Origin of the sequence: Limnohabitans sp. G3-2, from assembly GCF_002778275.1 — a bacterium.
Classification (GTDB): domain Bacteria; phylum Pseudomonadota; class Gammaproteobacteria; order Burkholderiales; family Burkholderiaceae_C; genus Limnohabitans_A.
Genome location: NZ_NESG01000005.1, coordinates 16,230 through 36,044 on the forward strand (window position 1 = coordinate 16,230; position 19,815 = coordinate 36,044).

At 52.4% G+C, this 19,815-nt stretch carries 24 protein-coding genes; all 24 read right to left on the bottom strand.

The window, feature by feature from the left end:
• Positions 1-148: 148 nt before the first annotated feature.
• The 24 genes from B9Z31_RS08585 to B9Z31_RS15365 all read right to left on the bottom strand — a co-directional run bounded on the left by B9Z31_RS08585 (position 149) and on the right by B9Z31_RS15365 (position 19,798).
• Positions 149-1,477 carry a hypothetical protein gene (locus B9Z31_RS08585; protein ID WP_100119162.1) on the bottom strand — a complete coding sequence of 443 codons (1,329 nt, stop codon included), beginning with the start codon at positions 1,475-1,477 and terminating at the stop codon, positions 149-151.
• 27 nt (positions 1,478-1,504) lie between these two features.
• Positions 1,505-2,308 (bottom strand): glycosyltransferase, encoded by an 804-nt coding sequence (locus B9Z31_RS08590; RefSeq protein ID WP_100119163.1) that lies wholly within the window; start codon positions 2,306-2,308, stop codon positions 1,505-1,507.
• A gap of 95 nt (positions 2,309-2,403) precedes the next feature.
• A complete protein-coding gene (locus B9Z31_RS08595) occupies positions 2,404-3,660 on the bottom strand; it encodes a hypothetical protein (RefSeq protein ID WP_143473830.1) in 1,257 nt (418 codons plus the stop codon).
• Positions 3,657-5,024 carry a lipopolysaccharide biosynthesis protein gene (locus B9Z31_RS08600; RefSeq protein WP_158235670.1) on the bottom strand — a complete coding sequence of 456 codons (1,368 nt, stop codon included), beginning with the start codon at positions 5,022-5,024 and terminating at the stop codon, positions 3,657-3,659. Before B9Z31_RS08600 ends, B9Z31_RS08595 begins: the two co-directional genes overlap by 4 nt.
• A gap of 1 nt (position 5,025) precedes the next feature.
• Positions 5,026-6,036 carry a glycosyltransferase gene (locus B9Z31_RS08605; RefSeq protein WP_158235671.1) on the bottom strand — a complete coding sequence of 337 codons (1,011 nt, stop codon included), beginning with the start codon at positions 6,034-6,036 and terminating at the stop codon, positions 5,026-5,028.
• Between the two features lie 14 nt (positions 6,037-6,050).
• On the bottom strand, positions 6,051-6,932 hold the full coding sequence (locus B9Z31_RS08610; RefSeq protein ID WP_100119167.1) for a transketolase family protein: 882 nt from the start codon (positions 6,930-6,932) through the stop codon (positions 6,051-6,053).
• Entirely contained in the window at positions 6,925-7,767 is an 843-nt protein-coding gene (locus B9Z31_RS08615; RefSeq protein WP_100119168.1) for a transketolase, read from the bottom strand. Before B9Z31_RS08615 ends, B9Z31_RS08610 begins: the two co-directional genes overlap by 8 nt.
• 6 nt (positions 7,768-7,773) lie before the next feature.
• Positions 7,774-8,925, bottom strand: a complete 1,152-nt coding sequence (locus tag B9Z31_RS08620) for a class I SAM-dependent methyltransferase (RefSeq protein WP_100119169.1) — start codon at positions 8,923-8,925, stop codon at positions 7,774-7,776.
• Positions 8,915-9,841, bottom strand: coding sequence for an NAD(P)-dependent oxidoreductase (locus B9Z31_RS08625; RefSeq protein ID WP_100119170.1), 927 nt, complete (start codon positions 9,839-9,841; stop codon positions 8,915-8,917). Before B9Z31_RS08625 ends, B9Z31_RS08620 begins: the two co-directional genes overlap by 11 nt.
• A 235-nt stretch (positions 9,842-10,076) precedes the next feature.
• Complete coding sequence (rfbG, locus tag B9Z31_RS08630; protein ID WP_100119171.1) at positions 10,077-11,150, bottom strand: CDP-glucose 4,6-dehydratase; 1,074 nt, start codon at positions 11,148-11,150, stop codon at positions 10,077-10,079.
• A 1-nt stretch (position 11,151) separates the two neighbouring features.
• Positions 11,152-11,925 carry a glucose-1-phosphate cytidylyltransferase gene (rfbF, locus tag B9Z31_RS08635; protein ID WP_100119172.1) on the bottom strand — a complete coding sequence of 258 codons (774 nt, stop codon included), beginning with the start codon at positions 11,923-11,925 and terminating at the stop codon, positions 11,152-11,154.
• A 303-nt stretch (positions 11,926-12,228) separates the two neighbouring features.
• Positions 12,229-13,350 (bottom strand): glycosyltransferase, encoded by a 1,122-nt coding sequence (locus tag B9Z31_RS08640; RefSeq protein WP_100119173.1) that lies wholly within the window; start codon positions 13,348-13,350, stop codon positions 12,229-12,231.
• Positions 13,351-13,355: 5 nt separating this feature from the next.
• Positions 13,356-13,790 (bottom strand): type II toxin-antitoxin system VapC family toxin, encoded by a 435-nt coding sequence (locus B9Z31_RS08645; RefSeq protein WP_100119174.1) that lies wholly within the window; start codon positions 13,788-13,790, stop codon positions 13,356-13,358.
• Positions 13,787-14,044, bottom strand: a complete 258-nt coding sequence (locus B9Z31_RS08650; protein ID WP_100119175.1) for a pantothenate metabolism flavoprotein — start codon at positions 14,042-14,044, stop codon at positions 13,787-13,789. Before B9Z31_RS08650 ends, B9Z31_RS08645 begins: the two co-directional genes overlap by 4 nt.
• A gap of 37 nt (positions 14,045-14,081) precedes the next feature.
• Positions 14,082-14,255 (bottom strand): hypothetical protein, encoded by a 174-nt coding sequence (locus B9Z31_RS15485; RefSeq protein WP_158235672.1) that lies wholly within the window; start codon positions 14,253-14,255, stop codon positions 14,082-14,084.
• Complete coding sequence (locus B9Z31_RS08655) at positions 14,252-15,586, bottom strand: ATP-binding protein (RefSeq protein WP_100119176.1); 1,335 nt, start codon at positions 15,584-15,586, stop codon at positions 14,252-14,254. The genes B9Z31_RS15485 and B9Z31_RS08655 overlap by 4 nt, the downstream gene beginning before the upstream one ends.
• A gap of 97 nt (positions 15,587-15,683) precedes the next feature.
• Positions 15,684-16,856 carry a Wzz/FepE/Etk N-terminal domain-containing protein gene (locus B9Z31_RS08660; RefSeq protein WP_100119177.1) on the bottom strand — a complete coding sequence of 391 codons (1,173 nt, stop codon included), beginning with the start codon at positions 16,854-16,856 and terminating at the stop codon, positions 15,684-15,686.
• Positions 16,857-16,920: 64 nt separating this feature from the next.
• Entirely contained in the window at positions 16,921-17,400 is a 480-nt protein-coding gene (locus tag B9Z31_RS08665) for a hypothetical protein (protein ID WP_100119178.1), read from the bottom strand.
• Positions 17,397-17,696, bottom strand: coding sequence for a nucleotidyltransferase domain-containing protein (locus tag B9Z31_RS08670; protein ID WP_199174466.1), 300 nt, complete (start codon positions 17,694-17,696; stop codon positions 17,397-17,399). Before B9Z31_RS08670 ends, B9Z31_RS08665 begins: the two co-directional genes overlap by 4 nt.
• Positions 17,697-17,793: 97 nt before the next feature.
• Positions 17,794-18,255: a hypothetical protein gene (locus tag B9Z31_RS08675; RefSeq protein ID WP_100119179.1), complete on the bottom strand. Its 462-nt coding sequence runs from the start codon at positions 18,253-18,255 to the stop codon at positions 17,794-17,796.
• Positions 18,252-18,536 (bottom strand): nucleotidyltransferase family protein, encoded by a 285-nt coding sequence (locus tag B9Z31_RS08680; protein ID WP_100119180.1) that lies wholly within the window; start codon positions 18,534-18,536, stop codon positions 18,252-18,254. Before B9Z31_RS08680 ends, B9Z31_RS08675 begins: the two co-directional genes overlap by 4 nt.
• Entirely contained in the window at positions 18,527-19,024 is a 498-nt protein-coding gene (locus tag B9Z31_RS08685; protein ID WP_199174467.1) for a hypothetical protein, read from the bottom strand. Before B9Z31_RS08685 ends, B9Z31_RS08680 begins: the two co-directional genes overlap by 10 nt.
• Positions 19,021-19,320: a nucleotidyltransferase domain-containing protein gene (locus B9Z31_RS08690; protein ID WP_100119181.1), complete on the bottom strand. Its 300-nt coding sequence runs from the start codon at positions 19,318-19,320 to the stop codon at positions 19,021-19,023. Before B9Z31_RS08690 ends, B9Z31_RS08685 begins: the two co-directional genes overlap by 4 nt.
• Before the next feature lie 190 nt (positions 19,321-19,510).
• Positions 19,511-19,798, bottom strand: a complete 288-nt coding sequence (locus tag B9Z31_RS15365) for a nucleotidyltransferase domain-containing protein (protein ID WP_143473831.1) — start codon at positions 19,796-19,798, stop codon at positions 19,511-19,513.
• Between the last annotated feature and the right edge of the window lie 17 nt (positions 19,799-19,815).

The following is a 19,815-nucleotide window of genomic DNA, read 5'->3' on the forward strand; positions in this document are numbered from 1 at the left end:
TAATAAAGGCGCTGGGTATTAGACGATATGAACCAGTCTTTTAGTTACAGCACCAATTTTTAAAAGTTATCCACACATTGAACAATGTTAAGTTGAGATCACCGAATAAAGTAAGCCAGAGGGTGCTTTACTTCCTTGCAAGATATGATCAGACTCGAACTTCGACACCCGCCATGTTGAGCGTAAGATCGAAGAGCCCGGCCACGTGGATAGGCGAATGCATACTGGGATCGACAGTACCCATGGGGAAAAATGCAAAGCCTTTTTTTGAGTGCATTCCGTTCTTAATTGCGACAAAGGCCACTTCTTCAAATATGCTGACTTCCTGCCCAGAACCTAGCATTACCTGAGCTGTGGAATGAATTTCGTCAGGGTACGTTAATGTGACGAAAAGACTAAGACCACGATCTTCGATCTCGCCGAAAAGATGTCGGCCATCATGTTTCATTCTCATGTCCTGCAATATTTGTATCGCACGGACAGTGAGCTGGCGGTCGGTGAATGAGACTTCAAAATCACGCGTCATACGTGGCAAAACTTGGCAATGCTCTATACCGACCTTGTTAAGGAAGCTTGAGTGGTTCTTCAGCCGGTAGTAAAACTTTACACGGTCGTAGGCGATTTGAGTGAGCCCGGTAGCGACGATTAGGTTGACATCAGAGTTGGCGAGCGCCAGGTAGTCGCCTAGCATTTGGTCATAGGCTTGAATCATGTCGAACACGGGATCTGCAGCCGGCGGGACATACCACGATGGATTCCGTAGTGGTGAAGAGGAATATGGAGAATTCAGAAAGTAATGATGTTGAATATGGGCGCCGGCGTTAAGAAAGACAAACGAGGCGTCAGGGTGCGTCTTCCTGAACTGCTTGAGGTGTATAAGATGAATCAGGTAGTCAAGAACAAGTGGCCTTATCCAAGACCGCTGTCGAGACCTAGCAATCAATCGGAAAAGTGGCAACGTTTTACGAAAACTTAGGGTACGCAAAATCATCTCGATAATAGATAATTTTGAACGCACTGAAACTGTACCTGTTGCATTTTCGTTGACCGTCTGGCGGAGCATCGCCGTGATACGGCACGAAAATCCAGATGGATCGCTCGGGGTCTCAGTCCACGGGTCTGGAATGAAAAACGCGGGTGAGCGCAGCTCGTTTCGCGCATTCATCGGCGAGATGGCACCTACCTTTAATCCCGCCTGCTCAAGAATTTCAAAAATCTGCATAGATTCAGAGGTGACAATGTCACCTAGGCGAAAAACGCCATGCTCTTCGAATGTTTTACCGGTTTGTGCGGAAACCCACTGAATCCACGGTTCAAGGTTCTGGTACTCATCTTCTCCAAAAGTTTCGATTTGATCGAATACAGAAAGCAAACGCTGAAAGGCTGGCAAATGACGAGTTTTGACGTATTGCCTAACGAGATCAAAGTTAATCTCGTTAAGTTGAACAAAAATGAACGGCTTAGTATTTTTTTTCATCAGTGAATCAATTATTTTAACGATATTTTAATTGCTAAGAATTCTCTTTCGAACCGCGTATAGCAGGTTTCTCGCGCGGCTTGGTAGTAGAATTTTTGAAATAAGGATAGCAAGCGCTAGGGCGATTGAATCCATACGCCAAGGCATTATGTTGATAACGTAGGTGGCGCGGATTCGAAATTCACACCAAGATTTTCGCAAGCCCGAGCGACGAACATCCGTTGCGAGTGTTTGTCGATAGTCTATTAGGTATGCTTCAAGATTCGAAAAACACACGCCCGCGCAGGCCATCCTAGCCCAGAGTGCTACATCCTCGAAGCGAATAGTGTCTGTGGGATAACGCCAGCCTTGGCGAAGGACGGTAGCACGGAAGACAACCGTGGGGTGAACGAAGGGCGAGTCGTATGCGAGCCTTAGTTTGAGGATTCGATCATCATGCGACTTGCAGATCTCGGAAGTTGTTCGACCGTTCTCGTCGATAATTTTTGCCCATACACCGGACACCCCTATGTCGGGTCTGCATCGCATGAATTCGACCTGCAACTTGAACCTTTCCGCATGGCTAACATCGTCTGCATCCATGCGGAATACGAACTCGCATTCTGGGTCAGAAAGTGAATAATCAATTAGATCGTTAAGCACATGTGCAAGCCCTCTATTCTCCGCGTAACGAATCACATCGACAAAGCGAGACTTTGATGCTGTCTCTAGTATTGCATCAACAGATTCCGAGACCGGTCCATCCACACCGATCAATACATGGCCTGCACCTTGGATCGACTGTAAAGCGAGGGCCAGATGATCAGGTCGGTCATTTCGATAAACCGACATGATTACATAGTTAGTCAAATGAACCTCTTAAGTAAATTACGAAAATAACCTAGTGAATTAGGTACCGGTGAGGCTCAACCGACAAAACAGCCCTTTTAGGTTAATGTCGGTGTGAGCCATAAGGACCGGCGGCGCTGTTTCCTCTTGTTTGTGGTGGATCGAATGATTTTTGTGCGTGCATCAACATTCACCACACATTCTTTGTAAAAAGCTAACGCGACGGCGTACACGACACTTGTGGTCAGGGTAGTGGTGAGAGATGCTAGGAATGCGAGTACAAAAAGGAACGCCCATGTGTCCGAGCGCTCGCCCTTCCTTGGAACTAATATCACCAAAACAAGGCAAACTACACCAATAATGCCAAACTGTAGCGTGCGTAGCATTATTTCAGAATCAAATACATGCTCAACCCCAGCTAGATCGGAAGAGGAAAAACCACCCGTAAGGGCGTGTTTTGGTAGATTCTCTAGGAAAATTTCAAGGGTCTTAAGACGCTCTACCACGGATGCCGTAGATCCGACACCGTCACCCAATTCCTCATTTAGGAACTTTAGTAGGTAGAGATCGATGCCCGCCTGCGATATACCCCACACCGTTAGCACGGAAAAAAAGACAAACCCAGATGCCAACGTAAAGAACTTGCGGAATCCTAGTAACCTGCACATTGAAATAGTCTCATATGCGACCAAAATAACTGCAAGGGTGCGATTTGCACTGAGCAGAATTGCGAACAGGGCGAACAATAGTGGCCAAGTCTTGCGCTGATAAAGAAAGATACCTCGGCAGACTATATAGATTACTGTACTGGCAAATATCCCAGTGGGAAAAAGTCCAGGAGGACGGATAGGTAACGTAAGTTTAAGAATTTCCCTTTCGTGGTCGCTTGATGCCACGAAATCGATGCCAGTAGACCATACAAAAGATAATTTTTCGTTGATGTCTGCTAAGTTGAATGCCTGCATTGCCATCACGGTGATGTTGACGCCACACAACCAGAGGGCCCATCGCTGGAGAGTGAGCATCCCGTACGTCGCTGCTAGCGACTGAACTAAGGCAACTGTGCCGATGGCGCCCAAGGGAATGAACAGGTATAGGGCGTTGCGGGTCTCAAAACCAAATAGAACAGCATTCAGCGCAAACAGACCCATCAGGATGGTTGTGGCAACGGCAACCGTCCGCCAGCGTGGTCGATCGTAGCTGCGAGATGCAATCGGGAGGAACGCAAGCGCGATGAGGGATGCGGGCGACACGGGCACCCCCATGATACGCAAACCGGGGAACAGAAAAGAGCTAAAAAAAGCCATTACTGCAAACCAAAGTAATGGTGCTGGAATACGCGTTTTTACGCTCATATCTTGCTATCAACGGCTACGATTTTAGAGCGGAACTTTAAATAGATCCAAGTGCCAATCGGTGCGGAAATACACAGGGTGACGAACGTGTAGACCGCAACGGCGCCAGCGGTTCCAGCCTGCGGGATGAACCAAGTAGACAACCCGGCCATCAGCACACCATTGATTACAGACAGTTTCATGAACGGCTCCTGCTTGTGGGTGCGCAGGTAGACCGACTGAACATAAATTGAATGGCTGCCGATGCAAGCCAGCGCGAGTATCCACGACTGACCCAATGGCAGTAGTCGTGTACTGATACTGAATTCGTGCCAATGGACAATGGTCAACAAAATCATTGCGAGCATAAGAGCTGCTACTAGCGCGGCGAATGATTGGACAACGGATCGTCTAAATAAAATGTCCAATTCAGACTGAATCCGGTTGGCGACCATTCGTCCAAATATTGGGATTCTTGCAGTAACGAAGATGATGCAGATACTGCTGATCGCTGAAAACACCTGCATCGTCATACCCATTCGGCCCGCAGCCTCTGGACCATGCGTGCTGAAAAGCAGTGGGGTTGTGTACTGAAAAACAAAGTAACCGCTCAGCCAGCTCACAGCGATGCGCCACTGAAATGGTAGTATTTCCCTGCGCCAGGCAAGTGCGTGGGAAGGTAGCTTTGCTCGAATCAAGTCCCAAATGAAGCGCCTACGATAGGTCAGGAGATAGGTGATCCCGATTACCAACATTACGCCATACTGAAGTGCAAGTGCTAATAGACCCACGCCCTGGGCGATGGCAATCCAAGCGGCAAAACCCCCTCCAATGAATTGTGCAAAGCGAACACCAGCGACCTCGGTGACGCGGCCCGTTCCTTCAATGATGTTGCAAATTGCCGTCACGATCAGGTTTCCACTTACAAAAAAGACCAGCAAATTCCAGTGCAGCAGCAGGTTCGCAGGAAGAATATTTACAGTGACCGCACGATTGAAGAACCATTCACCAGCAGGGATTAAGATCACTACTAGAAGTATTCCTGAGACGCCGAACCATCCTAGGGCAAAAATCAGAAGGGCCCTAAGGCGGGCCTTGGCTGTCTTGTCTCCCTCCACTTTGCCAGCTTCAGTCCAGTTTAGCTTTGCCATCTCGTGGGCAGAGAACTGTATCAGGACCATGCTCAGACCCATCTCCGCGAAAACCTGCAGCGCGATGAGACTATTGAAGGTGAAGAAATATCCTTGGGTACTCAGGTCGAAAAAGTGGGCTACTAGCCCTAAAGTGACGAACCCCGAAACAAGCTGGGTTGCTCGCGCTAGCAAGCTCCACACCTGGGCAGCCTCCAGCCTGAAAAGCAGCTGCCCTTTCAGGGTGGTACGCAAGTCAGAGCCCCGCATGTCTGGCGACAAACTTTCGTAAGTACTTGCGGCCTGTCGTCTTGCGGTAAAGATAGGCGAGCAGACGCTGCCCAATGGCTCCAAATAAAGGGCTCACAATCAGGGCTGCTAGGGCTACAAATCGCTTTAGTCCATGGCCAAAGAACAAATGTGTGCGTAACGCCTTACGTCGCAGAAAACGGGCCTCATCCTTCATTCGCGGGGCATTCTGGATGGAGACGATGTCCAGAAGCTCCCGGCCGACGTTATGCGCCGCATAGATTTTTCGAGTTATCGCATTTCGCTCATCGCGCGTCAATGGACTGTCTGTAAGGTAGTACGCACATAGGACCACATCAACTGGTGACCATGCCGCATCCTCTTCGTTAGCCAGTGTCCCAATCACCGGCGACAGGACGAAAGGGTGCTTACTGGCTGCGAGTAGCGCTATCTCAACATGTGGTGCATAAGCCGCATTCATAAGATAGCCGAATCGCATAAAAGGCACACACAATCGGCGTTGAAACAAGTATGAAGACATGAACAACAAACTGTTGAAGTCTCCGGGTGCATCCATGAGGGCTCGGACACCAGTGGCCTTGATGGTAGAGGTGTAGTTATGGAATCGCGAAGAAAACTTCACGAATGCAGCGTCGGGATTGGCATCGATTGTGCTGCGCAGTTCACCTAGTCGCAAGGGGTCGATAAGGTCATCATCTCCGCAGAGAAGGAACCAGTCAGTATCTACGTGCTCAAAGCACCTTAGGATGTTGGCTCCACCGCCGATGTTCGTTCGATTCCGAATGATCGTGAATGTTACACCTCTTGAAACGAGCAGCGCATGCAGATCTTGGTCGAAATGGATGGGAAGCTCTGACGCGTTGTCAACTACTAGAATGTGTATCCATGAAGGGAGTGCGCCCGCGACGGTCTTAAGGTTCGCCGCTAGCATTGCAGCACGGTTAAAGGACGGAATTGCAATGGTCAGCTTGTCTTTCGCAATCTCGGGCGCATACAAGTTAGGACTCACCATCAATTAAGACCACCCTCATTGTTGAGGTATTTCTGGGAACCGACTAAACCGCAAACTTCAGGATGCAGTGCCCTTACATTAATACGTGCTCGATTTTGCGGCTCACGGGCCATTGATTCGAGGAGCCAAGAGCCGAACCCGCCGTCCTCAAGGTGGTCTTCAAGTGTAGTAACACTGGCATGCTCGACTACCTGTGCAGCCTGGTCCTCCTTTGTGGCCATGCTCCATAAGGGTAGTGACTTTACAGCACAACCTTGATGGGTGCGAGACCGCAAGTCGAGCGCCAGCCCGAGCGTTGCGCCCGTAGTAAGGAGCACGTCCCTACAGCCGGATTCTGCTTCGGCAACAGTTAGCCACTTACCAGGTTCGACAACGGGTACGTCATGATGAAATACTGGTTCACCTGCCTTACCGAGCCGCAAGTAAGACGGCCCGGGGTGATCGACTAAGTAACGCATACAGGCGCGGGTTTCTAAAGGATCCCCTGGGGCAGCAATGAGCATATTCGGGAAGCAGCGCATCAAAGCGTAGTCCTGGATCGCGTGGTGAGAGTACCCGAGCGCACCATAAGAGAGCCCACCCCCTACAGCAACGATAGTGACGGCCAGCTTTTGGTAGTCGACATCGTTGCGAATCTGCTCGGCACAACGGAATGTTGGGAAGTTGGCGATGGAGTAAGTGAAAACATGATAGCCCTCTGACGCCATACCCGCCGCAAGACCGGTCATATTCTGCTCGGCCACGCCTGCATTGATAAACCGATCTGGGAAGCGGTCGGCAAAGGGCTCAACGACCGAATAACCAAGATCACCCACAACCAGTGCGATATGCGAGTGCTGCTCTGCGAGCAAAACAAGCTCTTCAATAAAGGCATTACGCATCGGGATCCCCTAGTTCTGCCAAAGATGCAGCCAATAGTTTGTCATCAGGGCTACGGTAGTGCCACTCGACCTGATTCTCCATGAAGCTAACGCCTTTACCCTTAACTGTATGGGCCAACAGCAAAGAAGGTTTGCCAGGCTGCCAGGGCGCTTCGGCGAGTCCTTTACACAGTGCGTCGTGGTCGTGACCGTCGACCTCACGCACAGCCCAACCAAATGCAGTCAACTTATCAACTAAAGGCTCAAGCCCAAGTGTCTGTGCGATGGTCGTCAGACTCTGCAGCTTGTTATAGTCGATAATCGCGACGATATTATCGAGACGGTGATGACTTGCAAACATAAGTGCTTCCCAGTTTGTGCCTTCGTCCATCTCGCCGTCGCTAAGCAGAACAAATACTCGCCATGTTTGACCTAGTTTTTTAGCTGCCAACGCTTTGCCAACGCCGAATGGCAATCCATGGCCAAGTGATCCGCTGGAAAACTCTACGCCCGTAATCTTGTGACTCACATGGGTCATGTATTGCGATCCGTCCATTCCATAAGTCTCAAGATCTGAGCGAGGAATGATCCGCATATTCGCAAGCACTGCATACACCGCCGCCGCCGCATGGCCTTTGCTGAGGATGAACCGGTCACGCAAATGCCAACTAGGTTCTTCCGGACGAAAATTCATAATTTGCCCATATAGGACCGCAAGTATGTCAGTTACAGAAAAGCAACTGCCGACATGCGAAGCTCGTGCCCGATACACCATTTTAAGCACGTCTTTACGCATGCTGCGGGCGAGAGCTATGGTTTGCACTGCATCCTGCTTTATTTTATTTACTTCTAGCATGGTAGGTTAAATTGGTTTTTGAGGTTGACTTAATTCAAGGTGGTGCCCGAGGACAAATATGTCACCCAGAAATTTATATTCATCACGCAGTGTCAGTTCAATCTCATTGCGATAAGCCATAGCAGTAATAACCACTGCGGCGAAATCCCCATTCGCAAGGATTGATGGTGCCTCGACTTTGAGGTGGGATACTGGAGTAAATAGACCTTGCTTATGTGGGTCGCCATCGACAAGGAGATCAAGGTCTTGAATACCTGCAGCCGCCATTACGCTTAAACCTTTTCCTCCTGCGCCCCACATCGCCACTTTCTTGCCTTGAGACCGATACTGGGCGATGATTTCTCTAAGCTCCTTACCAAGTGTGCTGACGGTGGTAGCCACTCGATCAAAAGAAGGGGAATCTGCTACCGTCACTAATGCCACGTTGTATTCGCCTAACATGTCATGATGCAGATCGACAACATCGAAGCCATTCATTTCCAGCGCCAGCCGTAACGAGCGCAAAGAGAAGTAGTTGACGTGATCCGGAAAGAAGTCATAGAAGCGCCGATCAATCAATGCCTTTTCCAAGCTTGGCACTTCGATCAGGCCCACGGCTCCAGGCTTTAGATTTAAGCGTATACCAGTAAGGAATCCGTGAATGTCAGGAACATGCTCCAACACTTGACGCGTTACAAACCCGTCATAGGGACCGCCTTCTAGTTGCCGCTGTGCGTCCACATAGCCACTTTCGACCTCGTAACCTCGCCCTACCGCAAGTTCGCGAAAGCGCATCGAGGGCTCTAAGCCAGAAACGACGGCCCCAGCATCGCGTAAGTGGTCAAGATAGCTACCGTCACCACATCCGATTTCCTTAACCGACTTACCTACCAAGCCGAAGCGTTGCACGAAATCCCTTGCCTGTCGCGCCTGATATTGCTGCATCTGCCGCGAGTGAGTCGTAGTCATTAGGTAGTCGTCATAGTACTCGTCCTCCAGAAGCGGTTCAATTTGCACAAAACCACATCTGCTGCAACCGAGTACCTCAAGATTGATAGCTCGATCAAGATGCAAATCATCGAAACTGAAAAGTCGTTGGATATTACGCGGTACATTAGGCACAGACATAACTATCGACAAAGAAGGTTGACTGCAAACTCTGCATATATTATTTTTCATTTGATTTCTCTTTTTTATACCACTCGACCGTTTCAGAAAGCCCCGATTTCAATGACACCGCCGGGCTCCAACCCGAAGCAGACGATAGCGCGGTAATGTCCGCAGCAAGATGCATAACCTGGTCCGGCCGATAAGGCACCTCGCCAAACCCCAAGGTCAACGACGGATCAATCATGTCGCGAATTAGTGAAATAATTTCACGTAAAGGACGCTCCTGACCTGAGCCAAGATTAAAAAATCCACATGCTCCTGCATCGAGTGCTGCTATAACCCCCGCAGCGACATCATTAACATGTATGTAGTCCCAGATCTGTTCCGCTTTTGTGAGGCGGGGTTTTTCACCAGCAAGCAGACTGCGTATCATGTATGGAATCAGCCAGCTTGGGTCGTCGTCTGGTCCGTATGATGAGAACAGCCTCAACCACGCAAATGGTCGTCCGGTGACTGCTGCCGTGCGCTCCAATACAAGACCGGTGGCGAGCTTTGCAGCACCATATGCAGTTGTAGGTCGCGTCGCATTCGACTCACTAATGCGACCCACGGCTGGCCCGTATTCAGCCTGCGAACCCAGGCCGACAAAGTTGCAACAGCCGATCTGCTCAGTCAACTGGTAAAGGTTGACCGATGCGACGATATTGTCCATCTGCACGGCACTATTACGGTCGACACCTTTAACGCCGTCCCAGGCTAAATGCACCACCGCCTCCGGCGAGAAATGCTTGAGAGCACCACGTATTGTCTCAATCTGCGCGAGATCGCCGCGAATCACAGTACATCGGTCAAGCAGATCGTCTATACGACGGCTGTTGCTAGATGCACGCATCAACACAGCAACTTCGCGGCCCTGCTCAACGAGTTGTCGAACTACGCGGGCACCAACAAACCCGGTACCTCCAGTTACAAAAATCTTATTCATCCGATTAACTTCTTTAATACGTGGTTTAGGACTCTCGTCTTCATGCAAAGTTCAACAGTCGCCGCCATTACGCAATTCCTGTCAAAGATGGCTGCAAACTGATACCCAAGTTCCGTCGTAGCTTGGACTCCGAGCTTGCATGCGGCTTGGGCCAAAGCAATATAAAGTTGGGTAGCAATTATTTAAAGAGAATTTGTACACGTTCTTATTTGCACGGGTCTTGTAAGGCTGACATTTAAGTCTCCTTTTGGGTTTGAGCGTAAGTTGCAATCTGCTTCAAGGTAAATTCATTCATGTTCGATACCCCCAGATATTCTTTATGCCAGGCAGCGACCATCTCCAGTGCAACAGCAAGGTTCCAACGGGGCTGCCAGCGAAGGCGCGCTTTTGCCTTAGAAATGTCAAGCTTAAGGTAGTTGGCTTCGTGCGGATGGACACCACTGTCTTGCTGCCAGCGTGTGCCTTTGCCCCAACTATTCACCATATGCTCCACGATCCATTGCACAGGTTTTGCATCTTCATCTTGGGGGCCAAAGTTCCAGCCCTCGGCATAGGCTTGGCCTTGGGTGTAGAGGTGTTCAGCCAATGTAAGGTAGCCACTTAATGGTTCGAGTACGTGTTGCCAAGGACGTGTGGCGTGCGGATTGCGGATAGTTACGGGTTGGTTTTGCTCGAAAGCGCGAAGAATATCTGGCACTAAGCGGTCTGCCGCCCAGTCACCACCGCCGATAACATTCCCTGCACGGGCGCTTGCCACGGCAATACCACGGCTCTGCAAGAATGAGCTGCGGTATGCACTTGTAACAAGTTCGGCGCAACCTTTGCTGTTACTGTAGGGATCGTGACCACCCATGGGCTCGTTTTCTCGGTAACCCCAAGCCCATTCTTTATTTTCGTAACACTTGTCGGTGGTTACGATCACTATTGCCTTGACACTTGGTGTGCTGTGAGCTGCTTCCAATACATGCACGGTACCCATAACATTGGTTGCAAAAGTTGCAACCGGTTCGGCATAAGACAGTCGCACCAAAGGCTGCGCGGCCATGTGGATGATGATGTCTGGTTGTGCTGCTTGCATGGCCTTTTGAACCGTATTCAGGTCACGAATGTCACCGATGGTATGGCTTGCCATACCAACTTCAACTTGCGCAACGGTGAATAGGTTCGGCGTGGATGGTGGCTCAAGCGCCAAGCCGTGTACTTGTGCGCCAAGGCTTTGCAGCCATAGACTAAGCCAACTTCCTTTGAAACCAGTGTGGCCGGTTAAAAAAATGCATTTGCCTCGCCAGAATTCTGAGTTTTCTGTCATGTCAGTCCCACTTCCTCCATGGGGCTTGACCACTGGCCCAGAGATTTTCTAGCGTCATTTTGTCGTGCAGTGTGTCCATGGGTTGCCAGAAACCGTAATGCTGATATGCCATCAACTGACCGTCTGCGGCAAGTTGCATCAGTGGTTGCTGCTCCCAGATTGTGCTGTCGTCTTCAAGGTGTCTGAGAACCTGTGGTGAAAGCACAAAAAAACCACCATTGATAAACGCGCCGTCACCCTTGGGTTTTTCCTTGAAGCGCATCACCTGGTTCTTTTGGATATCAAGTGCACCAAATCTACCGGGAGGGTAGGTAGCCGTAAGTGTGGCATCTTTGCCGTGACTTCGGTGGAAAGCGATTGTGGCAGTAATGTCTACGTCACTCACACCATCACCATATGTAAAGCAAAAGGCTTCTTCATCTTTAACGTAGTCGGCCACGCGGCGCAACCGGCCGCCGGTCATGGAGTTGTCGCCTGTGTCAACAAGTGTGATGGTCCAGGGTTCAGCGCGCTTTTGATGAACTACCATAAGGTTGGATTGCATCTCAAATGTGACATCCGACATATGCAAAAAGTAATTCGCAAAGTACTCTTTAATCAGGTAGCCTTTGTAACCGCAGCAGATAATAAAATCATTTATGCCGTGGTGGGAGTACATCTTGAGGATATGCCATAGGATGGGCCGACCACCGATTTCAACCATTGGCTTAGGTCGTGTCGCGGTTTCTTCGCTAAGACGTGTTCCCAACCCACCAGCTAGGATGACTGCTTTCATTTGTTTGATTCCTTTCTACTGAATTGAATTTTTCAGTTATATTTTGTTAGGCATTTTTAGCTCGGTATATGTACAATTTGCGATGATTTTTTATTACTACATCCACCATAAAATTATGCATAACCACTAAATTTATTATTGCAGAGCAACCAAAAATGCAATTATTTATCATTTGGTTTAACTTTCATTAATATCCTTAAATCCATCACAGCCCTCTTTTACCAAATACTAACTGTTTACATTTTGATAATTTTCAAAATCAAAGTGCATAAATTTGCCAAGCAGAGGAAATTACTAAGGTGTCTATACCTTGACCAGCAAAAAGCCAATGGGCGAACACCAGTGGTACCGCACCATGCGGGCATAAGTGGCGACATAGCCCAAGCTCAAGCCCACGAATGCGGCGGCAGACCAGCGGACCGACCCATGCGTGAGGCTGGCCAGGACGATGGCTGTCAAGGTCATGAAACCAATGAGTGCACCCGTGATGGAGTTGCGCACGCGGTTGCTGTGCTGCCCAAACCAGCGGCGCACATAGCGCTGCTTGACCAGGCTGTGAAAATGCAGACGGTCTGGTTGGCCGGGGCTGAGCTTTTTGATGCGGCGGCGGTAGATGGAAAACAGCACCTCGGTCACCGGGTGCACACACACCACCAAGGGGGCAAAGGCCGAGACGCTGGGGTTGCGCTCGATGAGCAGCACGGCCACCCAAGCCAGCGCAAAGCCAATGAAGTACGAACCGCCGTCGCCCAAAAACAGTTTGCCCAAAGGCCAGTTGACCCAAAAGAAACCCCACACACAAGCCGCCAACACCAGTGCGGTACCTGCCAGCGCGGTGTCGCCAACTTGCCAGGCGATCATGCCCAGGCCCATGAAGGCCAAGGTGGACATGGTGCTGGCCAGGCCGTTGAAGCCGTCGATGATGTTGATGGCGTTGGCCACGCCGCCCACGGCAAAGGCCGTGAAAAGGACCGACACGAGGGTGATGCCCAGCAACCAGTCCACGCCCCAGATGTCGACCCCGCTGATGGATTGGCCGGTGATCCACCACGCCAGAAAACCCGACGCCATGGTGGCCAGCAGGCGCTGCATGACGCCCACGCGTTTGGTGATGTCTTCGGCCACACCAAACATGAAGGCGGGCATGCCGGCCAGTAAGATGGGGGTGAGCAAGGCCTGCACGGCTTGCGGGGCTTTGGCCCAGGCCACCACCAGGCCCAACACAATGGGCACGCCGCCAATGCGGGGCGTGGGTGCGGTGTGGAACTTTTGCACCCCGTCGGTGAAGTCCATGGTCAAGGCGCCGTGCCAGCGCTTGGTGATGACCAGCAGCACGCACAGCACAAAGCTGGCAGCCATGCCCCAGGCGGCTGCGTGCAGTGCGGTTGATTCAAAAACGCCTTGGAGGGCGTGGAGGGGGGTCATGGTTTTCAGTGGTGCAACCAGGGGTTGATGAATTGCAGGCCGGTAATGCCTTCAAAGTCTTTGGTGTTGCGAGTCACCAGTGTCAGCTGCGTGGCCAGTGCGATGGCGGCTATTTGCGCGTCTGCAGTGTCGATCGGCCGACCGGCCAGCTGGCGTTGTGCCCTGACCATGGCGTAGTGCGCTATGGCCTTGCCCCCAAAATCAAAGCATCGGCCTGAAAAGTCTTCTTCAAAGATTTGGCTTGCCGCTTGTGCCATGGCTTCACGCCGCTTGCCTGCGGGCAAGAGTGCAATACCCGCCAGTATTTCTGCATGGGTGATGGCACTGGTTTGCATCAAGTTGGCGTTTTGACTCGCAAACCAGGCCAACACTTGAGGAGCGGGGTTTTCACGCATCAGCTCTGAGAGGACGTTGGTGTCGATGAGGAAACCCGTGTTCATGTGGGATCAAAACTGGGCACTGGGCGTGCCGGCAGGCGTTCGGGGACTGGCAGATCTTCAGCACCCAGACCCTTAAAGCGCTGATTGATGCGAAGCGCAAATTCAAGACCATTGGCTGGGCTGGCGTCTGCCGCCAGCGTGTTTTGCAGGATGTTTCGGACCTCTTGCTCCATGGACAAACCATGACGCGCAGCCCGCAAGCGCAGGCTGGCTTTGAGCTTATCGTCGAGGTTCCGGATGGTGATGCTGCTCATGATGCGCCCCAATTTGATTGCAATGATTGCATTGTAATCATTTGGGAGATTTTAAGAGTGACGCCATGGTGGCCAGCAGGCGCTGCATGACGCCCATGCGTTTGGTGATGACCAGCAGCACGCACAGCACAAAGCTGGCGGCCATGCCCCAGGCGGCGGCCTGCAGTGCGGGTGATTGAAAAACGCCTTGGAAGGCGTGGAGGGGGGTCATGGGGTGGGGGCCGTCAATGGGTTGAGCAGCCAAGTGGTGGCACGGTGCAGTTCTATGCCTTGGGGCAAGGCCAGCACAGCAGGCGATGTGAGGCTGATCAGCATTCGCCTGGCTTGTGGCCAGAGGGTTTGCGTGTCTTGCAGGGCGCGCACTTCGCGCTGCAGCGTTTCGGGGTCGGTCAGGTCTAGGCAGACTTGCACCAGCCAAGTTTCACCTTGGGGCAGTTGGGCACAAAAATCCACTTCGTAGCCGCCTGGTGTGTGCACATAGCCTGTGCTTGCCCCCAGGCGTTGCAATTCGTGCAACACAGCGGTTTCCAGGGCGTGGCCGGTATTGGGTTTGCCGCTCAGTTCAAACAAAGCCATGAGGCCCGTGTCCACCGGGTAAATTTTGCGTGGGTTGACTTGCCTGCGGCGCACCGAGTCACTGGCCAGCTCGACGCTGGTGAGCAAAAAACTGTCTTCCAGGTGGGCCAGCATTTGGTGCAGGCTGTCTTTGCCGATGGCCACACCGCGTGATTTGAGATCGCCATGAAATTTGTTGATGCTGAACGCGCCTGCGGCATTGCCCAGCAGTTGCTGCACAAGCCACCGCAGCACTTGCGGCTGTTGGAGGTTATGCCGCTCAATGATGTCGCGCAACAACACCACATCCACGTAGTTGCGCAACAGCTCAATGCGGCTGCGTGTATCGAGCTGCTGCGCCTCAGGAAAGCCGCCTGTGCTGAGGTAGCCCAGCAAGGCGTGCTCAAGCTTGGAGTGCTCGGCTTTGGTCAGTCGGTCGGTTGGTTTGAGGGGCTCTTGGCCCGCATGGCGCAAGGCTTCGCGAAAGCTGAATGGGGTGACCACGGCTTCAAGTGCGCGGCCACGCATGCTGGTGGCCACTTCGCGTGAAAGCAGTTTGGCGGATGAGCCAGATATGAAGAGTTCGATGTTTTCTGTGTCCAGAAGACGTCGCACGAAGAGTTCCCAACCGGTGATGGTCTGGATTTCGTCGAGAAAGAAGGTGCACCGTTGCGCGTCGCGCCATTCGGGGTGAAGCCGGTAGTATTCGTCAACAAGGACGTCAAGGTCGCTGGCTTTGAGGTCTGCCAGGCGTTCGTCTTCGAAGCTGAAATACAGCAGCGCTTCACGCGGTGCGCCTTGGCTGTGCCTTTGGGCCAGTTGTTGCCACAAAAAGCTGGTTTTGCCTGCCCGCCGCATGCCAATGACGGCCAGCGCCTTGCCTTGCACGGCAGGCAGCCACACATCACGTGGCGTGAGTGTCGGCAACGTGGCGGCTTGGCTGTCCAGAATTTTTTGCCGGACAATGGCGCGAAATTGACTTTGCATGAGGGTTATTTTATTGATTTATTGTCTTTTTGAAAAGGACAATAAATCAATCCTGGGGCTGGGCAGACTGTTTGACATGCCCGACCTGATCGGGGATTCAGCTTGATCTGCCCAAGGCTTTGCGCCAGCTGGTTTGGAGGCGCGCGAGTTTGCTGGCGGATTCTGGGTCTTGGCCTGCGTTGCGCAGGGCTTGGCGGATGAAGACGAAGAGCAAAAGGGCAAAGCCAGCGGCCAGGGTGGCGATGATGGCGATGAGGGCTTTTTTGGGTTTGGATTTTTTCTCGGGCGGCTGGGCGGCGTCGAGCACTTGGATGACGGCGCCTTCGCGCGACTCGTCAACCTTGGCCAGCTCAAACTGTTTGGCAAAGAGTTCAAACAAGGTTTCTTGGTATTTGAACTCGCGGTATTTGGCCACGTAGTCGCCCTGCCCTGTGCTGGCGGGTTGGTCTTTCTCTTGCTTGGCCAGTTGGGCGCGCAGGTTGCCCAGCTCGTTCATGGCTTGCTTGAAGTCGGGGGCCGTCTCGGCCAAGTAGCCGCGCATGGCGCCCACTTTGACTTCTTGTGCAGTGACTTGGGCTTGCAGTGCCGCCACGCCCGCGACGGCGGCGGTGGGGTTGGATTTGAGCGTGCTGCCACTGACGCCTGTGGCGCGCAGGGCCAGTTCGGCCGCGACCATTTTGTCTTTGACTTGGCCGAGTTGCTTTTCAAAGAACATGCGGCGTTGTTGGGCCTCGGTCACGGCCAGCTTGGCCAGCAGTTTTTGCAGCTCATCCACATGGGCGTTGGCGAGATCTGCGGCAAATTGGGGGTCTTTGTCGTCCACCTCGACGGTGATCAGGCCGTCTTTGCCACTGGTGGCGCGGGTGTTGCCGGTCAACGCCAAGCGAGTGTCTGCTTTGAATTTGGTTTCGTAGCGGTCTTGCAGTTTGAAGCGCTCGATCAACTCGTCTTGCACACGGTTGCTTTTCATGAAAGCGAGGTACTGGTCAGCGGGGTTTTTGAGGCCTGCTGCGGCCCCGGCCAAACCACCCAAACCACCCAGGCTGGCGAGCATGCTGGCCGCAGCGCTTTGCTGTTGCTGGGGGGGGAGGAATTTGACGGTGGCGGTGAAGGTAGGGGCAATGGCAAAGCTGATGCCCAAAGCGGCCAGGCCGACCAGCAGCGGGCCCAGAATGAGCAGGCGCAGGTTGTCGACGATGGTTTGCAGCAGGTCGAGCAGGCTGATTTCGTCTTCTTGCAGGTCGAGGGGGGTGTTGGGGGTGTCGGTCACGGTTGGTTTTTTGAGGGATTCGCTTGCGGGGGCAAGCTCCTACAGGGGATTGGTGGTTTGTTGCTTAGTGGTTGATTAAGCGTTGGGCTTCGATCATCATTTTTTGGCCCGCCGCAACCAGTGTGGCGACGTGTTGGTGTCCAGCTTGCAAAGCGCTGGCCAAGATCGCCAAGTCTTCAATGTACTCGTGCACCATTTGGTTGCGAAGTTTTCGAATTTCCAGCCATGTTTCAGCAGATTCGATCCAATCCAGTCGTTCTGCTCGGTCCAGGTTGTCTATGGCCGCGCCGGGTTTTTCTGCCAAAGCCAAGAGGAGTTGGGGCAAAAACTTGTCGCCCAAGTTGTCTTGCAATCGGCCAAAGCGGCTGACAAAGGCATCGAGTCTTTCAGCCAAGATGGGGTCTGTGTCGATTTTTTGCGCAGCATCGATGGTAAAAAGATCGGCAAACAAGCGACGGTCGGTGTCCAGCAAGTGCTGGATTTCTTTTTGGGTGATGCGGCAGAGGAAAGTCAGCCGCTCGTGTTGTGCTGGACTGATTTTCAAAGCCGTATGCCTTCTTGTTTGGCGATGCGGTGAATGGGCTGCTCCATCAAGTTGGGGGCCTTCAAGACCACATCGACTCTGCGCCCATGCATGGAACGAGACACCTGACTGGACAGGCGTGCCGCCAGCACCGCCGGATCAGCAATGGCTTGGGTCACTTCAACCATCAAATCCACATCCCCACCCTTTTGCTCGTCGTGCACCCGCGAGCCAAACAGGGTGACTTGCGCGCCCTCACCCAGCACGGCTTGGGCGGTGCTTTTGATGGTGTCGATTTGGGCGGGGGTCAAGCGCATGGCTGAGGGGTGGTTTGGGGATTCGCTTGCGGGGGCAAGCTACTACAGGGGATTGGTTATTTGGGGACTCGCTTGCGGGGGCAAGCGCCTGCAGGGATCAATTTCGAGGGTATGTGCTTTGGCAGAAGTGGATTAATTGCGCATGCCACTCCAACAAAGCAGGTGCTGACTGAACCATTTGCTCAAAGAACTCATGCAACACAGCGGGATCGTCTTCGTATTCATGGTTCACCGCATTGCGCAATTCACGAATCTCTTTCCACCGGTCCACTGAAGAGATACAGCCGAGCTTTTCCATGTAGAGCAACACGGACGTAAAGGGCTCAGAGGGTTTTTCTTCCTCCACAGCCAAGGCTTTCATGGTTTTGCCCATGTGCTCTTGGTATTCACTGAACCGGATACGAAACGCTGCCAGTGTTTCGTGATGCTCGGGTTGCAGGGCTTGCCAGTTTTGAATGGGCAGCAAAGCAGTGACCTGCTCAATGGAGTAAAGCAAATACACACGCATGCGGACCAGATGGTCCAACTTTTTCCAGATCAAGGCGATGTGCTCGCTCACAGCCGAATGCCTTCTTGCTTGGCGATCATGGCGATGGGGCTGTGGTCACCGTGGGGTTTGACGATGAGGTCAACCGGCATGTCGAGTTGATCTTGCAGGCTGACTTTGCAGCGGATTTTTTTCATCAAATCGGGGTGCGCGGTTTCAACGTACAGGTCCACATCCCCACCCTTTTGCTGGTCGTGCACCCGTGAGCCAAACAGGGTAACTTGCGCGCCCTCACCCAGCAAGGCTTGGGCGGTGCTTTTGATGGTGTCGATTTGGGCGGGGGTCAGGCGCATGGCAAGACACCCAGTCTTTGAAGTTCAGACTCTGTGTTTTTGATCACATCAAACAACATTTGGCTGGCCACTTGGGCAAGTTGCAAGCCCTCGAGGAAACTTTGTGTGTCTTGCATGTATTCATGAACCAAGACGTTGCGCAGTTTGCGAGCGGCCAAAAAGTCATCGGCACTGCACAAAATACCGGCACGTTCCGCAAAGTTCAACACATCAATTTGTGTTCTGTGCTGCTCGCCGACGAGCTGGGCATAGCGGGGGATGAGTTTTTCGCCCAGATGATCTTGCAACCTGCCGAAACGGCTGACAAAGGCCTCGACTTTTTCGGCCAATTCAGGGCGCTGTGCGAGGCTCTCTACCCACTGAAGGTCAATGGAGAGTGCGAACAAGGTACTGTGGCTGTATTGGAAATGGACCGCTTCTTTGCGGGCCAAGTCCAGCGCAAGAAGCGCATTTTGGGCGTGCTCGGAAAGATGCAAAGAGGTGCTCACAAGCGCACTCCCGTTTGTTTGGCGATGTCGACCACCTGGGCTGCAGGGCGCGTGCCATCGTGCAAAAGGATGTCAATTTTTTGGTCGCCCAATTGGCGCACGAGCTGGGCATAGAGTTGCCCCATCGCTTGTGTTTTGTTGGCCACGGGGGCACTCAATTCAACCAGCAAATCAATGTCGCCACCCTTGAGCGCATCGTGCACCCGCGAGCCAAACAGGGTGACTTGCGCGCCCTCACCCAGCACGGCTTGGGCGGTGCTTTTGATGGTGTCGATTTGGGCGGGGGTCAGGCGCATGGCTGAGGGGTGGTTTGGGGATTCGCTTGCAGGGGCAAGCTCCTACAGGGGAATGGTGGTTTGGGGGATTCGCTTGCGGGGGCAAGCGCTTACTGGACAGGTGTCCAGCAAGTGCTGGATTTCTTTTTGGATGATGCGACAGAGGAAAGTCAAGCTTGCAGACTCTGAACCAGTAAGTGTGTTTCAGGTTTCACAATGGCACCCCGGTCTGGCGGGCGATTTGAAAGATTTCGCGATCGGGTTCATCCGGTGAACGCACAAGCAAATCAACATGCGTGTCGCAGGACACTTCCAACTGCCATTGAATGGTGAGTTGGGTTTTTAGATCTATCGAGCGGCTGGTGTTCCAAAGCAAATCAATGTCTCCGCCCTTGCGCTGGTCATCCGCCCTCGAGCCAAACAGCAAAACTTCAGCCTGCGGATCTACAGATCGCAAAATCCTTGTAATGGCTTGTTGTTCGGATGTGGTCAGGCGCATGGAAGAGGGGTGGTTTG